This window comes from Pseudomonas sp. GL-R-19 (assembly GCF_019956375.1).
Taxonomy (GTDB): domain Bacteria; phylum Pseudomonadota; class Gammaproteobacteria; order Pseudomonadales; family Pseudomonadaceae; genus Aquipseudomonas.
Window position 1 is genome coordinate 32,351 of the sequence record NZ_JAHBDJ010000013.1, and the last position, 13,193, is coordinate 45,543.

The following is a 13,193-nucleotide window of genomic DNA, read 5'->3' on the forward strand; positions in this document are numbered from 1 at the left end:
CCAGGCTTAGTTGCCTTCTATTCTTGTGCCTGCCCGCCGTTATTCCTGCCTCAACGGAGAGCTCCCCATGACTGATACCCCCGATCGTGACGAACGCCACCTGGCGCGCATGCAGCGCAAAAAAGCCGTGATCGACGAGCGCATCGCCAATGCCCCGAACGAATGTGGCCTGCTGCTGGTGCTGACCGGCAACGGCAAGGGCAAGAGCAGTTCGGCCTTCGGCATGCTCGCCCGCGCCATGGGCCACGGCATGCAATGCGGCGTGGTGCAATTCATCAAGGGCCGCAACAGCACCGGAGAGGAGCTGTTCTTCCGGCGCTTTCCCGAGCAGGTGCGCTTTCATGTGATGGGCGAAGGTTTTACCTGGGAAACCCAGGACCGCCAGCGCGACATCGCCGCCGCCGAAGCCGCCTGGGCGGTGTCGCAGCAACTGCTGCGCGATCCGTCCATCGGTCTGGTGGTGCTCGATGAGCTGAACATCGCCCTCAAGCACGGCTACCTCGATCTCGATCAGGTGCTCAGCGACTTGCAGGCCCGGCCGCCGATGCAACACGTGGTAGTCACCGGTCGTGCCGCCAAGCCGGAAATGATCGAGATGGCTGACACCGTCACCGAAATGGGCGTGATCAAACACGCCTTTCAAGCCGGGATCAAAGCGCAGAAAGGCGTCGAATTGTGAGTCAGCCTCGGCACTGCCCGGCGGTACTGATTGCCGCGCCGGCTTCCGGCCAGGGCAAGACCACCGTCACCGCGGCGCTGGCCCGACTGCATCGCAATCAGGGGCGCAAGGTCCGTGTGTTCAAGTGCGGCCCCGACTTTCTCGATCCGATGATCCTCGAGCGCGCCAGCGGTGCGCCGGTGTATCAACTGGACATGTGGATGGTTGGTGAGCAAGAAAGTCGCCGGCTATTGTGGGAAGCCGCCGCTGAAGCCGACCTGATCCTGATCGAAGGTGTCATGGGGCTGTTCGACGGTACGCCGTCGAGCGCCGATCTGGCGCGGCATTTCGGTGTACCGGTGCTGGGTGTGATCGATGGCACTGCCATGGCCCAGACCTTTGGCGCCCTGGCCTTGGGGCTGGCGCGTTATCAGCCGGACTTGCCATTCGCCGGCGTGCTGGCCAATCGCGTCGGCACGCTGCGCCACGCGCAACTGCTCGAAGGCAGCCTGACTGAAGGTTTGCGCTGGTACGGCGCGCTGTCCCGGGAAACCGGGATCGAACTGCCGAGCCGGCACCTGGGGCTGGTGCAGGCCAGTGAGCTGAACGATCTCGACCTGCGCCTCGATGCGGCCGCCGATGCCCTGGCCAGCAGTTGCGAGGTTGCACTGCCACCGGCGGTCGAGTTCGCCGCCCCTGATGTCATTGCAGCCGAACCGCTGCTGGCCGGTGTGCGCATTGCCGTCGCCCGTGATGAAGCCTTTGCGTTCACCTACGGCGCGAGCCTGGATTTGCTGCGGGCGATGGGCGCCGAGTTGTCGTTCTTCTCGCCGATCCGCGACCGTGCATTGCCGGAGGCCGACAGCCTGTATCTGCCGGGTGGTTACCCGGAGCTGCACCATGTCGCGCTGGCGCAAAACACTGCGATGCTCAATGCGATCCGCGCGCACCACCGGGCAGGCAAACCCTTGCTCGCCGAGTGTGGCGGCATGCTGTATCTGCTCGATTCCCTGACCGATGTCGAGGGCACTCGCGCCGAACTGGTTGGCTTGCTGGCCGGTGATGCGGTCATGCAAAAGCGTCTGGCCGCGCTGGCGTTGCAAGCGGTGGAACTGCCGGAAGGTTCGCTGCGCGGGCACACCTATCACCATTCGCTGACCACCACAGAGCTGGCGCCGATAGCCCGTGGCTTGAGCCCTAATGGCGGGCGCGGGGCAGAGGCGGTCTACCGTGAGGGGCGGATGACCGCTTCTTATGTGCATTTTTATTTCCCGTCGAACCCTTCGGCGATTGCCGCACTGTTTGCGCCGGACCTTGAAGCCGCCTTCGCTGCGATGCGGCGATCCGACAAGCCAGCTCCTACAATGGATCAGCTAGCCCCTGTAGGAGCTGGCTTGCCAGCGAAGCGGTCATGACGGACAACGCATTTTCCGAAGCCGAACGCGCAGCGGTCTATCGCGCCATCGCCGAACGCCGCGACATGCGCCACTTCAGCGGCGGCACCGTCGAGCCCGAATTGCTGCGGCGCCTGCTCGAGGCCGCACACCAGGCCCCCAGTGTCGGCCTGATGCAGCCCTGGCGCTTCATTCGCATCAGTGATCGCGCCTTGCGTGGGCAAATCCAGGCCCTGGTGGAAGAGGAGCGTATCCGCACCGCCGAAGCCCTCGGCGAGCGCAGCGACGAGTTCATGAAGCTCAAGGTGGAAGGCATCAACGATTGCGCCGAGGTACTGGTCGCCGCACTGATGGAGGACCGCGAGCAGCATATCTTCGGCCGCCGCACGCTGCCGGAAATGGACATGGCCTCGCTGTCCTGTGCGATCCAGAACCTGTGGCTGGCATCCCGCGCCGAAGGGCTGGGCATGGGCTGGGTGTCGCTGTTCGAACCGCAAGCCCTGGCCGATTTGTTGATGTTGCCACCTGGAGCCAAACCTCTGGCCGTGCTGTGCCTGGGGCCGGTGAAGGCGTTCTACCCGGCGCCGATGCTGGTGCTCGAAGGCTGGGCGCAGGCGCGTCCGCTACATGAATTGCTGTATGAAAATTATTGGGGAGTAAGTCAATGAGTGTGGCGTTGTTGAGTGTCGCCGCGGTTGCGCTGGATGCGCTGCTGGGCGAACCCAAACGCTGGCATCCGCTGGTGGCGTTCGGCCGTTTTGCCGACCGCATCGAGCAACGCTTCAACGGCGGCGGTCGCGGCTGGCGCAGTCATGGCGTCACCGCGTGGGTGATCGCCGTGTTGCCGCTGACGCTGTTGGTCACGGCATTGTCCTGGGCGCCTTATGTCGGCTGGATCGTCGAGATTCTCGCGCTCTATTGCGCCCTCGGCATGCGCAGCCTCGGTGAGCACGTCACGCCTGTGGCCAAGGCATTGCGCGGCGATGATCTTGATGAAGCGCGCAAACGCGTGAGTTATCTGGTCAGCCGTAAAACCAGTGATCTGGATAAAACCGAAGTCGCCCGTGCCGCCACCGAGTCGGTACTGGAAAACGGCAGCGACGCAGTGTTCGCCGCGTTGTTCTGGTTTGCCGTGGCGGGTGCGCCGGGCGTGGTGCTCTACCGCCTGAGCAATACGCTGGATGCGATGTGGGGTTATCGCAATGAGCGCTTCGAACGGTTCGGCTGGGCGGCGGCGAAGGTCGACGATGTGCTCAATTACATACCTGCGCGCCTGGTGGCACTGACTTACGCGCTGCTGGGCAAAACCCGGCTGGCGTTGAAATGCTGGCGCACCCAGGGCCCGACCTGGGACAGCCCGAATGCCGGCCCGGTGATGGCGGCAGGGGCGGGCGCCCTTGGTGTCGAGTTGGGCGGTGCGGCGATTTATCACGGCGAACTGCATCAGCGTCCGCAGTTGGGCGAAGGCGTACCGGCGGATGCCGACTCCATTGACCGGGGCTGGCAATTGGTCCAGCGCGGGGTATGGTTATGGCTGCTGATTCTCTGCCTGGGGGCCGAATTTTATGCTTGAGCACGGTGGGCGATTGCGCAAGGCGGCGCTCGAATACGGCATAGAGGAAGCCGACTGGCTGGACCTGTCGACGGGCCTTGCGCCCTGGCCGTTCCCGGTGCCGGATATTCCGCTGCGGGCCTGGGCCCGTTTGCCGGAAGCGGACGATGGTCTGGAGCAGGCCGCCTGTGATTACTACGGCACCTTGCAGGCATTGCCGGTGGCCGGCTCGCAAATGGCGATTCAACTGCTGCCGCGATTGCGTCGGGCGGGCAAGGTCGGCGTGCTGTCGCCGTGTTACGCCGAGCACGCTGAAGCGTGGCGTCGTAATGGCTACATCGTGCGTGAAGTGCTGGAACACGAAGTCGATTTCTTTATCGACAGTTTCGACGTACTGGTGGTGGTCAACCCGAATAACCCCACAGGCCTGAACCTGACGCCCAGTCGTCTGCTCGACTGGCACGCGCGGCTGGCCCAGCGCGGTGGCTGGCTGGTGGTGGATGAAGCGTTCATGGATAACACGCCGCATCTGAGCCTGGCTCCGTATGCCCATCAAGTCGGGTTGATCGTCTTGCGCTCCTTCGGCAAGTTTTTCGGCCTGGCCGGAGTGCGCCTGGGGTTTGTGTTGGCCGAGCGCAAGTTGCTCAAGTTGCTGGCCGAACAAGTGGGACCGTGGGCCGTGAGCGGGGCAACCCGGGTAGTGGGCCAGGCCTGCCTGCGCGATACCGAGGGGCAAGCGCGGCAGCGAGTGCGCGCCGATGAGGCCAGCGAGCGCCTTGCGTCGTTGTTGGCGCAACACGGCTTCGAGCCTCAGGGCGGTTGTGCGCTGTTCCAGTGGCTGATGACCGAGCGCGCCGAAGAACTGCAGGAATTCATGGCCCGGCGTGGCATTCTCCTGCGATTGTTCACGCACAACAGCAGCCTGCGATTCGGCTTGCCCGGTGACGAAATCGCCTGGGTACGTCTGGCGCGGGCGTTCGAAGATTTCGCCAAGGAAAACCAATGACCACGCTGATGGTGCAGGGCACCACATCGGACGCCGGTAAAAGCACGCTGGTGACCGCGCTGTGCCGTTGGGCCACGCGCCAAGGCGTCAGGGTGGTGCCGTTCAAGCCGCAGAACATGGCCCTCAACAGTGCGGTGACCGCCGACGGTGGCGAGATCGGCCGCGCCCAGGCGGTACAGGCCCAGGCCGCGAACCTTGAGCCGCACACCGACATGAACCCGGTGTTGCTCAAGCCCAACAGTGACACCGGTGCCCAGGTGATCATCCATGGCCGCGCCGTCACGACCATGAACGCCGTCGCCTATCACGACTACAAAACCATCGCCATGCAAGCGGTGCTGGCCTCCCACCAGCGCTTGAGCGCGGTGTATCCGCTGGTGATGGTCGAGGGCGCAGGCTCGCCGGCGGAAATCAATCTGCGGGCCGGCGATATTGCCAACATGGGCTTTGCCGAAGCGGTGGATTGCCCGGTGCTGCTGATCGCCGATATCAATCGCGGCGGGGTTTTCGCCCACCTGGTAGGCACCCTCGAACTGCTGTCGCCGAGCGAACAGGCGCGGGTCAAAGGCTTCGTCATCAATCGTTTTCGTGGCGACATCGCGTTGCTGCAACCCGGTCTCGACTGGCTCGAGGAGCGCACCGGCAAACCGGTGATCGGCGTGCTGCCGTACGTGATGGATCTGCACCTGGAGGCCGAGGACGGCATCGATCAACGCCAGGCCGATAAAGCTGAACAGGTGCTCAAGGTGGTGGTGCCGGTGCTGCCGCGCATCAGCAACCACACCGATTTCGATCCGCTGCGCCTGCATCCGCAAGTGGACCTGCAATTCATCGGCCCCGGCCAGGCGATTCCGCCTGCCGACCTGATCATTCTTCCTGGCTCGAAAAGTGTGCGTAGCGACCTCGCGTACCTGCGGGCCAATGGCTGGGACACCGCCATCGCCCGGCATCTGCGTTACGGCGGGAAACTGCTGGGAATTTGTGGCGGCCTGCAGATGCTCGGTGAGCAGGTGCATGACCCGCTGGGCCTCGAAGGTGCGCCGGGTTCCAGCGCCGGTTTGGGGCTGCTGGCGTTCGAAACGAAGCTCGAACAAGAGAAGCAGTTGCGCAATGTGCGGGGTCGTCTGGCACTGGAAGACGCGCCGGTGGCGGGTTATGAAATTCATGCCGGCGTGACCACCGGCCCGGCCCTGGAAAACGCCGCCGTGCAGCTGGATGACGGGCGCTGCGATGGTGCGCAAAGTGCGGACGGGCAGATATTCGGCACCTATCTGCACGGGTTGTTCGAATCGCCGGCGGCATGCAGTGCGCTGTTGCGCTGGGCGGGTTTGCAGGAGGTGCAGGCGGTGGATTATCACGCCTTGCGCGAGCGTGATATCGAACGGCTGGCGGATCTGGTGGAAAAGCATCTGGATACCGGGTTGTTGCGGGAACTCTGTGGGATTTGATGCGTTTTTGAGACCGCTATCGCGAGCAGGCTCGCTCCTACAGTTGACCGCGTTTCCATGTGGGAGCGGGCTTGCCCGCGATGAGGCCAGTCGCCTCCCCGAAGATTTTAAGGAATAAGCAATGCTCCAACTGATCCTCGGCGGCGCCCGCTCCGGCAAGAGTCGCCTGGCTGAAAAACTCGCCATCGACAGCGCGCTGGCCGTGACCTACATCGCCACCAGCCAGCCACTCGATGGAGAAATGAGCGAGCGGGTGGCCCATCATCGCGCCCGTCGTCCTGCCGAATGGGCATTGATCGAAGAGCCGGTGGAACTGGCCCGGGTGCTGCGCGAATCCGCCCGTGCCGACGGTTGCCTGTTGGTGGATTGCCTGACCCTATGGCTGACCAATCTGCTGATGCTCGACGATGCCGAGCGTTTGCAAGCCGAACGTGATGCCTTGCTGGACTGCCTGGCGTCGCTGCCGGGTGAAATCATTTTTGTCAGCAACGAGACTGGAATGGGTGTCGTGCCGCTGGGCGAATTGACTCGCCGCTATGTCGATGAAGCCGGTTGGCTGCATCAAGCTCTGGCTGCGCGCTGTCAGCGTGTCGTCCTGACCGTCGCCGGCCTGCCCCTGACTCTGAAAGGAACTGCGTTATGACTCAATCCTGGTGGCTGAACCCGTGCAAGCCGGTCGATACCCAAGCGATCGAACAGGCGCAGGCGCGGCAGCAGCAACTGACCAAACCGGCCGGCTCCCTCGGTCAACTGGAGTTGGTGGCGGTGCAACTGGCGGGTTTGCAGGGGCGGGTCAAACCGAGCCTGGAGCAGGTGTGGATCGCGATTTTTGCCGGTGATCATGGCGTCGTCGCCGAGGGTGTGTCGGCGTTTCCCCAGGAAGTCACCGGGCAGATGCTGCACAACTTCGTCAGTGGTGGTGCCGCGATCAGCGTACTGGCGCGGCAACTGGGCGCTTCCCTTGAGGTGGTGGACCTCGGCACGGTGACGCCGTCGCTGAACCTGCCGGGTGTGCGCCACCTGAACGTCGGCCCGGGTACGGCAAACTTTGTACAGGAACCGGCCATGACCCAGGCCCAGGGGCAACTCGCCTTGCAGGCCGGCCGTGACAGTGTGCAGCGGGCAATGGCTACCGGTGCGCAGTTGTTTATCGGTGGCGAAATGGGCATCGGCAACACCACCGCTGCCAGCGCCCTGGCGTGTGCGCTGCTCGATTGCCCGGTGGGCCATTTGACCGGGCCAGGCACCGGGCTCAACGCTGAAGGTGTCAGCCACAAAGCCCGGGTGATCGAACGCGCCTTGGCATTGCATGGCGCGCAGCGTGGCGATGCCTTGCAGACCCTGTTCAACCTCGGCGGTTTTGAGATCGCCGCGCTGGTCGGTGCTTATCTCGCCTGTGCCCAGGAGGGTGTCGCGGTGCTGGTGGACGGCTTCATTTGCAGTGTCGCGGCGCTGGTTGCGGTGCGCTTGAATCCTGAATGCCGTGAGTGGCTGTTGTTCGGTCATCGCGGCGCCGAGCCGGGGCATCGTCATGTGTTGGAGTCCCTGAACGCGCAGCCGCTGCTCGATCTTGGCCTGCGCCTGGGCGAAGGCAGTGGCGCGGCGTTGGCTGTGCCGCTGCTGCGTCTGGCTTGCGACCTGCACGGGCAGATGGCGACTTTCGCCGAAGCCGCCGTGGCAGATCGACCGGTATGACCTTGCGCGTGGATCTGTTGCGGCACGGTGAAACCGAACTCGGCGGTGGTCTGCGCGGCAGTATCGATGATGCGTTGACCGATTTGGGCTGGGCGCAGATGCGTGCCGCTGTAGTCGGGCAGGGGCCATGGGATCGGCTGGTCAGTTCACCCTTGCAGCGTTGTGCGCGGTTTGCCGAAGAGCTCGGTGTGCAATCGGGTGTGCCGGTGCACCTGGATAAAGACCTGCAAGAGTTGCATTTCGGCGCCTGGGAAGGGCAGAGCGCGGCGGCGTTGATGGAAACCGACGCGCAGGCGCTGGGTTTGTTCTGGGCCGATCCGTATTCGTTCACGCCGCCTCAGGGTGAGCCGGTAGCGGACTTTTCGGCGCGGGTGCTGGCGGCGTTGGAGCGGTTGCACGCGACCTGTGCCGGTGAGCGCATTTTGCTGATCAGCCATGGCGGTGTGATGCGCCTGTTGCTGGCACAGGCTCGCGGGCTGCCACGAGAGCAACTGCTCAACGTTGAGGTCGGGCATGGCGCACTGTTTTCGCTGACGCTGGAGTCTGCTGGCGTATTGAAGGAAGTGCTCTGACCATGCTGCCATTCTGGATCGCCCTGCAATTTCTCAGCAGCCTGCCGATTCGCCTGCCCGGCATGCCTGAGCCCCGGGAACTGGGGCGGTCGTTGCTGTTTTATCCGCTGGTGGGATTGCTCTTCGGCGTGATTCTGTGGGTAGTGAACTGGCTGCTGCTTGGAGCGCCGACGTTGCTGCACGCGGCGTTACTGTTGAGCGTGTGGGTACTGCTCAGCGGTGGGTTGCACCTGGATGGCCTGGCGGACAGTGCCGATGCCTGGCTCGGCGGTTTTGGCGACCGTGAGCGTACGCTGACCATCATGAAAGACCCGCGCAGCGGGCCGATCGCGGTGGTGACGCTGGTGCTGGTGCTGTTGCTCAAGTTCACCGCGCTGCTGGCGTTGATCGAGCAGCCGCATTCGCTGGCATTGATCATCGTGCCGTTGATAGGTCGCAGCGCATTGCTCGGCTTGTTCCTGAGCACGCCCTATGTGCGTGCCGGTGGCCTGGGCCAGGCATTGGCCGATTATCTTCCGCGTTCGGCGGGCAGACAGGTATTGGTGGTCAGTGCGCTGGCGTGTGTGTTGATCGCAGGCGTCAGCGGTGCGCTGGCGGTGGTGTTGGCAGTGCTGGGGTTTGTCTGGCTGCGCCAGGTGATGTTGCGGCGCCTGGGTGGAACGACGGGCGATACGGCAGGTGCAATGCTGGAGTTGCTGGAGGTAGGGGTGTTGGTTGGATTGGCATTAGCCTGAGCGCCGTAGTGGTGAATGTTCCGGCCTCTTCGCGAGCAGGCTCGCTCCCACAGGGTTTCAGTTTTGTTGACACAATAGTGGGCACACCGAAAATCTTTGTGGGAGCGAGCCTGCTCGCGAAAGCGATTTTCGGGACACCGCCTGATCACTGAACAAACTCCATGCCACTTGATTTAACCGACTCGCGGGTATATACACGCACCATGCTCGATTCCCAATGTTTATGCATCAACCTGCGTCGTGCCGCCCGCGGCGTCAGCAGGCATTACGACGGCGCTCTCGACGGCTTCGGGATCAACGTTGCGCAGTATTCTTTGCTGTGCAACCTGCAACGCCTGGATCAACCGAGCATCTCGACCCTGGCCGAGGCCATGGGCCTGGATCGCAGTACCTTGGGGCGTAACTTGCGGGTGCTGGAGGGTGATGGCCTGGTGACGCTGGTCGAGGGCGAGGACATGCGTAACCGCATCGTCCTGCTGACCGAGGCCGGGGCAGAGCGTCTGAAGGCTGCCTTGCCGGCCTGGGAAGCCGCTCAGCAACGTTTGATCGATCGCTTGGGCCCCGAGAAGCGCGAAACCTTACTCAAGCTGCTGGACGAACTGGCGTGATGCCGGTTTTTTCGATCATAAGCGGGTATATACCCGCAACCGGAGAACAACAATGACATCGATGTGGCGTACATGTGGTTGGGTTTTGTTGGGGAGTGCGCTGATCCTTGCGTTGTCTCTGGGGGTTCGACATGGCTTCGGGCTGTTTCTGGCACCCATGAGCGCCGAGTTCGGCTGGGGCCGTGAAGTCTTTGCCTTCGCCATCGCCTTGCAGAACCTGATCTGGGGCCTCGCTCAGCCATTCACCGGCGCGCTGGCCGACCGCTTCGGCGCGGCGAAAGTGGTGCTGATCGGTGGCGTCCTGTACGCAGCCGGGTTGATTTGCATGGGGCTCTCCGACTCGGCGGTGACCCTGTCCCTGAGTGCCGGCCTGCTGATCGGCATCGGACTGTCCGGTACGTCGTTCTCGGTGATTCTGGGTGTAGTCGGCCGCGCGGTGCCGCCGGAAAAACGCAGCATGGGCATGGGGATCGCCAGTGCTGCCGGTTCGTTCGGCCAGTTCGCGATGTTGCCCGGCACCCTCGGTTTGATCGGATGGCTTGGCTGGTCCGCGGCGCTGCTGGTGCTGGGCTTGCTGGTGGCGTTGATCGTGCCGCTGGTGAGTATGCTCAAGGACAAGCCGCTGCCCGTCCTGGGCCACGAACAGACCCTTGGCGAAGCACTGCGCGAAGCCTGCTCCCACTCCGGATTCTGGCTGCTGGCGTTCGGCTTTTTTGTGTGCGGGTTCCAGGTGGTGTTCATCGGTGTGCACTTGCCGGCCTATCTGGTGGATCAGCATCTTCCGGCGACGGTCGGCACCACGGTGCTGGCGCTGATCGGCCTGTTCAACATTTTCGGCACCTACACGGCAGGATGGCTTGGCGGGCGCATGTCCAAGCCGCGTTTGCTCACCGGTTTGTATTTGCTGCGGGCGGTGGTCATTGCGTTGTTCCTGTGGGCGCCGGTGACCACCACCACGGCCTATTTGTTCGGCATGGCCATGGGCTTTTTGTGGCTGTCGACGGTGCCGTTGACCAACGGTACGGTGGCGACCTTGTTTGGCGTGCGAAACCTGTCCATGCTCGGCGGGATTGTTTTCCTGTTTCACCAGCTCGGTTCGTTCCTGGGCGGCTGGCTGGGTGGCGTGGTGTATGACCGTACCGGCAGCTATGACTTGATCTGGCAGGTCGCGATTCTCCTGAGCCTGTTGGCCGCCGCCCTGAACTGGCCGGTGCGTGAACGGCCGGTGGTGCGCCTGCAAACACAAATGAGTGCAACATGAACAGTCTCTGGCCTCGTATCACGGTTTTCGCTGTCTGCGCCTTGCTGCTTGCCCTGACGTGGTGGGGCTGGCATCAGGGCGGGCTGGCGCTTTTGCAGTTGGGCATGGGGACTTGCTAGCGTGCGGCGAGGGCGAGTAACGTCGCTTTTGACGAGTTTTCAAGGATGCACCGACATGCTGATGCGCGCGATTGCAGTCCCCACGTTGCTGGCGACGTTTACCGGGCTGGCCTACGCGGCCGAGTGCCCGGAGCTATTGCAAGGATCACTGCAAAAGCTGCGCGCCAAGGAATCCGTCGACCTGTGCCAACGGTATGAAGGTAAGCCGCTGGTGGTGGTCAATACGGCGAGCTTCTGCGGTTTCGCCCCGCAGTTCAAAAGCCTTGAGGCGCTGAATCAGCGTTACAAAGGGCAGGGGCTGGAAGTACTGGGTGTTCCATCCAATGACTTCAAGCAGGAGTCATTGGACGGTGCCGAAACCGCCAGGGTTTGTTACGTCAACTATGGCGTGACTTTCACTATGACCGAGCCGCAGTCGGTACGTGGCGCCGACGCAACCCATCTGTTCAAGGTACTGGCCGAACAGAGCAGTGCGCCAAAATGGAATTTCTACAAATACGTGGTCGATCGCAAGGGTAAGGTGATTGCCAGCTTTTCCAGTCTGACCAAGCCCGATGATCCCGAGTTCATTGCAGCGGTGGAGCAAGCTCTGGCTTCGCAACCGCTCGTTTCGCCCCCTGACCTGTAGGGGCGAGCTTGCTCGCGAAAATCTCAAGGCGCCTCGTTCATCCAGTAAGCATGTGTCATCGTTCGCGTCCATCGCGAGCAGGCTCGCTCCCACAAAGCCCCGCCTCTGTGAAGAGAGCGGGGCTTTTTTGATTCCGATGGCGAGCGGTTCAGGCTCGCCGGGAATCATCAGAAGCGGTAGGTTGCACCGACACCGAAACCGTTGGCGCTGTTTTCGTACTTGGCGCTGTAACTGTCTACCTGGTTGGAGCGATCCACCTTGACAGCTTCTTCCTTCAGGTAGGAGTAGGCGACGTCGATGGTCAGATCATCGGTGACGTTGTAGCCGGCGCCAAGGCTGAAGATTGTGCGGTCACCTGTAGGAATACGTGGGGATCGGTCGGTATTGTTGGTAGGCGACTGGTCAAAGCTCAGGCCGGTGCGCAATACCCACTGCTTATTCAGCTGGTAGGAGGTACCGATGGCGTAGGCCCAGGTATCGTGCCAGTTCTGCTCTTCCGTAATGGTGCCGAACAGGGCCGGGGACAATGCACCGCCTTGTGCCGCCGTTACGCCGTCGTTGTTGACGGTGATGTCTTTCAAACGGCTCCAGCGAGTCCAGGTGGAACCTGCATAAAGGGTCCACGCATCCGTCAGCTGTTGTGTCACGGAGAAGTCGACAGATTCAGGTGTTTCGATTTTCAGCGAAGCATCGTATCGATTGCTTTTCAGGAAGGCGGAAGGTGAATTTGCGCCTGCGCTGATATCGGTATGACCTTCAATCTTGTATTTCACTTTCGAGTGATAGGTCAGGCCGACACGAGTGGTGTCTGTTGCCTGTACCAGGACCCCGAAGTTGTAGCCAAGAGCGACATCATCCCCTTTGATTTTGACGTGGGTATCGCCAAAAAGAGGTACATCCGACTCCAGAGTGCCGCCAATGCGGTTGATGGTCGGGCCGAAACCAATCGATACTTTGTCGTTAAAGGCGTAGCTGACGGTAGGCTGGAAGGTGACAACCTTGACTTCACTCTTGCTGCCGAAACCGGCACCCTGGAAGCCATTTTCATAGTCGGTAATCAGACCAAAAGGTGCGTAGACACCGAGGCCGAATGCCCAGTGATCATCAATCGGCTTGACGTAATAGCCCATCGGAACGGCTGTGAATGGCACCATGTCGCCTTTGTTGGTACCCGGGTGGGCGCCTTGGGCGTCTTTGATATCAGTCGAGGCATCGATAGCTGCGATCCCGCCAGTGACTTCCTGGCGCTTGATTCGCGACATGCCGGCAGGGTTGCCAAAAACAGTGCTTGCATCATCGGCAGATGAAGAGCGTCCCGCAAAACCAGTCCCCATTCCACTGATGCTCTGTTCGTTGAGGGCAAAGCCACTCGCGAAAATCTGGGTGGATGCCAAGGCAACGGCGAGGCTAATGGTGGTTTTGAGCATTACTTTTTTCATTATTAGAATTCCTGATGATCACCGGGGCGAAAATTACCAACATTTTCGTCCCGGCGCCATAGGCTGTATCGCTTGATTT

General features: G+C 62.1%; 15 protein-coding genes. 14 read left to right on the top strand and 1 reads right to left on the bottom strand.

The features are described 5' to 3' along the window. Nucleotides 1–67: 67 nt before the first annotated feature. From cobO to KGA83_RS08540, 14 genes are all read left to right on the top strand, one after another. Entirely contained in the window at nucleotides 68–679 is a 612-nt protein-coding gene (gene cobO, locus KGA83_RS08480) for a cob(I)yrinic acid a,c-diamide adenosyltransferase (protein WP_108219032.1), read from the top strand. Then, the gene (locus tag KGA83_RS08485) at nucleotides 676–2,073 is read left to right on the top strand and encodes a cobyrinate a,c-diamide synthase (RefSeq protein WP_223529449.1); all 1,398 of its coding nucleotides are present in this window, start codon (nucleotides 676–678) and stop codon (nucleotides 2,071–2,073) included. The genes cobO and KGA83_RS08485 overlap by 4 nt, the downstream gene beginning before the upstream one ends. After that, nucleotides 2,070–2,720, top strand: a complete 651-nt coding sequence (bluB, locus tag KGA83_RS08490) for a 5,6-dimethylbenzimidazole synthase (protein WP_108219030.1) — start codon at nucleotides 2,070–2,072, stop codon at nucleotides 2,718–2,720. Before KGA83_RS08485 ends, bluB begins: the two co-directional genes overlap by 4 nt. Beyond that, a complete protein-coding gene (gene cbiB / locus KGA83_RS08495; RefSeq protein WP_108219029.1) occupies nucleotides 2,717–3,625 on the top strand; it encodes an adenosylcobinamide-phosphate synthase CbiB in 909 nt (302 codons plus the stop codon). The genes bluB and cbiB overlap by 4 nt, the downstream gene beginning before the upstream one ends. Beyond that, nucleotides 3,618–4,610 (top strand): threonine-phosphate decarboxylase CobD, encoded by a 993-nt coding sequence (gene cobD, locus KGA83_RS08500; protein ID WP_223529450.1) that lies wholly within the window; start codon nucleotides 3,618–3,620, stop codon nucleotides 4,608–4,610. Before cbiB ends, cobD begins: the two co-directional genes overlap by 8 nt. Beyond that, the gene (locus tag KGA83_RS08505) at nucleotides 4,607–6,058 is read left to right on the top strand and encodes a cobyric acid synthase (protein WP_223529452.1); all 1,452 of its coding nucleotides are present in this window, start codon (nucleotides 4,607–4,609) and stop codon (nucleotides 6,056–6,058) included. Before cobD ends, KGA83_RS08505 begins: the two co-directional genes overlap by 4 nt. A 121-nt stretch (nucleotides 6,059–6,179) precedes the next feature. Then, nucleotides 6,180–6,701 carry a bifunctional adenosylcobinamide kinase/adenosylcobinamide-phosphate guanylyltransferase gene (gene cobU, locus KGA83_RS08510; protein ID WP_108219026.1) on the top strand — a complete coding sequence of 174 codons (522 nt, stop codon included), beginning with the start codon at nucleotides 6,180–6,182 and terminating at the stop codon, nucleotides 6,699–6,701. After that, nucleotides 6,698–7,753, top strand: coding sequence for a nicotinate-nucleotide--dimethylbenzimidazole phosphoribosyltransferase (gene cobT / locus KGA83_RS08515; RefSeq protein WP_108219025.1), 1,056 nt, complete (start codon nucleotides 6,698–6,700; stop codon nucleotides 7,751–7,753). Before cobU ends, cobT begins: the two co-directional genes overlap by 4 nt. Beyond that, nucleotides 7,750–8,325, top strand: coding sequence for an alpha-ribazole phosphatase family protein (gene cobC, locus KGA83_RS08520; protein ID WP_108219024.1), 576 nt, complete (start codon nucleotides 7,750–7,752; stop codon nucleotides 8,323–8,325). The genes cobT and cobC overlap by 4 nt, the downstream gene beginning before the upstream one ends. Nucleotides 8,326–8,327: 2 nt before the next feature. Further along, nucleotides 8,328–9,059: an adenosylcobinamide-GDP ribazoletransferase gene (locus tag KGA83_RS08525; protein ID WP_223529453.1), complete on the top strand. Its 732-nt coding sequence runs from the start codon at nucleotides 8,328–8,330 to the stop codon at nucleotides 9,057–9,059. 203 nt (nucleotides 9,060–9,262) lie between these two features. Then, nucleotides 9,263–9,667, top strand: coding sequence for a MarR family winged helix-turn-helix transcriptional regulator (locus KGA83_RS08530; RefSeq protein ID WP_108219022.1), 405 nt, complete (start codon nucleotides 9,263–9,265; stop codon nucleotides 9,665–9,667). 52 nt (nucleotides 9,668–9,719) lie between these two features. After that, nucleotides 9,720–10,928 (top strand): MFS transporter, encoded by a 1,209-nt coding sequence (locus KGA83_RS08535; RefSeq protein ID WP_108219021.1) that lies wholly within the window; start codon nucleotides 9,720–9,722, stop codon nucleotides 10,926–10,928. Further along, entirely contained in the window at nucleotides 10,925–11,047 is a 123-nt protein-coding gene (locus tag KGA83_RS29815) for a hypothetical protein (protein ID WP_256594990.1), read from the top strand. The genes KGA83_RS08535 and KGA83_RS29815 overlap by 4 nt, the downstream gene beginning before the upstream one ends. A 55-nt stretch (nucleotides 11,048–11,102) precedes the next feature. Then, complete coding sequence (locus KGA83_RS08540) at nucleotides 11,103–11,675, top strand: glutathione peroxidase (protein WP_108219020.1); 573 nt, start codon at nucleotides 11,103–11,105, stop codon at nucleotides 11,673–11,675. Nucleotides 11,676–11,842: 167 nt separating this feature from the next. Here the strand turns inward: KGA83_RS08540 and KGA83_RS08545 are convergent, their stop codons facing one another. Continuing rightward, nucleotides 11,843–13,114, bottom strand: a complete 1,272-nt coding sequence (locus KGA83_RS08545; protein WP_108219019.1) for an OmpP1/FadL family transporter — start codon at nucleotides 13,112–13,114, stop codon at nucleotides 11,843–11,845. Nucleotides 13,115–13,193 lie beyond the last annotated feature (79 nt).

What these genes read in the sequence shown, in the direction of transcription:
- cobU (WP_108219026.1), top strand. Translation starts at nt 6,180, where the DNA reads ATGCTCCAACTGATCCTCGGCGGCGCCCGCTCCGGCAAGAGTCGCCTG.
- cobO (WP_108219032.1), top strand. Translation starts at nt 68, where the DNA reads ATGACTGATACCCCCGATCGTGACGAACGCCACCTGGCGCGCATGCAG.
- KGA83_RS08545 (WP_108219019.1), bottom strand. Translation starts at nt 13,114, where the DNA reads ATGAAAAAAGTAATGCTCAAAACCACCATTAGCCTCGCCGTTGCCTTG.
- KGA83_RS08525 (WP_223529453.1), top strand. Translation starts at nt 8,328, where the DNA reads ATGCTGCCATTCTGGATCGCCCTGCAATTTCTCAGCAGCCTGCCGATT.
- cobC (WP_108219024.1), top strand. Translation starts at nt 7,750, where the DNA reads ATGACCTTGCGCGTGGATCTGTTGCGGCACGGTGAAACCGAACTCGGC.
- cbiB (WP_108219029.1), top strand. Translation starts at nt 2,717, where the DNA reads ATGAGTGTGGCGTTGTTGAGTGTCGCCGCGGTTGCGCTGGATGCGCTG.
- KGA83_RS08540 (WP_108219020.1), top strand. Translation starts at nt 11,103, where the DNA reads ATGCTGATGCGCGCGATTGCAGTCCCCACGTTGCTGGCGACGTTTACC.
- cobD (WP_223529450.1), top strand. Translation starts at nt 3,618, where the DNA reads ATGCTTGAGCACGGTGGGCGATTGCGCAAGGCGGCGCTCGAATACGGC.
- KGA83_RS08535 (WP_108219021.1), top strand. Translation starts at nt 9,720, where the DNA reads ATGACATCGATGTGGCGTACATGTGGTTGGGTTTTGTTGGGGAGTGCG.
- bluB (WP_108219030.1), top strand. Translation starts at nt 2,070, where the DNA reads ATGACGGACAACGCATTTTCCGAAGCCGAACGCGCAGCGGTCTATCGC.
- KGA83_RS08530 (WP_108219022.1), top strand. Translation starts at nt 9,263, where the DNA reads ATGCTCGATTCCCAATGTTTATGCATCAACCTGCGTCGTGCCGCCCGC.
- cobT (WP_108219025.1), top strand. Translation starts at nt 6,698, where the DNA reads ATGACTCAATCCTGGTGGCTGAACCCGTGCAAGCCGGTCGATACCCAA.
- KGA83_RS29815 (WP_256594990.1), top strand. Translation starts at nt 10,925, where the DNA reads ATGAACAGTCTCTGGCCTCGTATCACGGTTTTCGCTGTCTGCGCCTTG.
- KGA83_RS08505 (WP_223529452.1), top strand. Translation starts at nt 4,607, where the DNA reads ATGACCACGCTGATGGTGCAGGGCACCACATCGGACGCCGGTAAAAGC.